Here is a 918-nt window from a genome sequence, read left to right as displayed (position 1 = left end):
AGTGGAGTGGCTGACGGATAATGGTTCATGCTACCGGGCTAATGAAACACGCCAGTTCGCCCGGATGTTGGGACTTGAACCGAAGAACACGGCGGTGCGGAGTCCGGAGAGTAACGGAATAGCAGAGAGCTTCGTGAAAACGATAAAGCGTGACTACATCAGTATCATGCCCAAACCAGACGGGTTAACGGCAGCAAAGAACCTTGCAGAGGCGTTCGAGCATTATAACGAATGGCATCCGCATAGTGCGCTGGGTTATCGCTCGCCACGGGAATATCTGCGGCTGCGGGCTTGTAATGGGTTAAGTGATAACAGATGTCTGGAAATATAGGGGCAAATCCAGCTGGCCGCTGTATGAATCACGCCTGAAGGGAAAGCTGCACGTTATCAGCAAGCGTTACACTCAGCGCATTGAGCGACATAATCTGAATCTGAGACAACATCTGGCAAGGCTGGGACGGAAGTCACTGTCGTTCTCAAAATCGGTGGAGCTGCATGACAAGGTCATCGGGCATTATCTGAACATAAAACACTATCAGTAAGTTGGCAGCATTACCCAAAGCCGAAGCTGTCAGAACGGTTCTTGAAAATCAACTTTCGATCAGTGAAGGCGCTTCCCGATTATCCCTTCCTGAAGGCACTTTAGGACAATGGGTTACCGCCGCCAGAAAAGGGCTCGGTACTCCTGGTTCCCGCACGGTGGCTGAACTGGAATCTGAAATTCTGCAACTGCGTAAGGCGTTAAATGAAGCTCGCCTTGAGCGAGATATATTAAAAAAAGCAACAGCGTATTTTGCACAGGAGTCGCTGAAAAATACGCGTTAATCGAACAATGGCGACAACAATTTCCCATTGAAGCGATGTGTCAGGTATTTGGTGTATCCAGGAGCGGTTATTACAACTGGGTACAGCATGAAC

1 protein-coding gene and 2 pseudogenes are annotated in these 918 nt (G+C 49.2%); all 3 read left to right on the top strand.

Features of this window, described 5'->3' with window-relative positions:
* On the top strand, positions 1-331 hold a 331-nt coding region (locus BHE85_RS16575), incomplete at its 5' end, for an integrase core domain-containing protein (protein WP_039064378.1).
* A gap of 13 nt (positions 332-344) precedes the next feature.
* Positions 345-542 (top strand): annotated as a pseudogene (locus tag BHE85_RS16570) (IS1 family transposase); the annotation flags it as partial.
* Positions 535-918: pseudogene (locus BHE85_RS16565) on the top strand (transposase); the annotation flags it as partial. The pseudogenes BHE85_RS16570 and BHE85_RS16565, both read left to right, overlap by 8 nt.

Source organism: Shigella sp. FC1567 (genome assembly GCF_001743015.1).
In the GTDB taxonomy this organism is placed as follows: Bacteria; Pseudomonadota; Gammaproteobacteria; order Enterobacterales; family Enterobacteriaceae; genus Escherichia; species Escherichia coli.
This window is presented reverse-complemented; position numbering and strand designations above follow the sequence as displayed.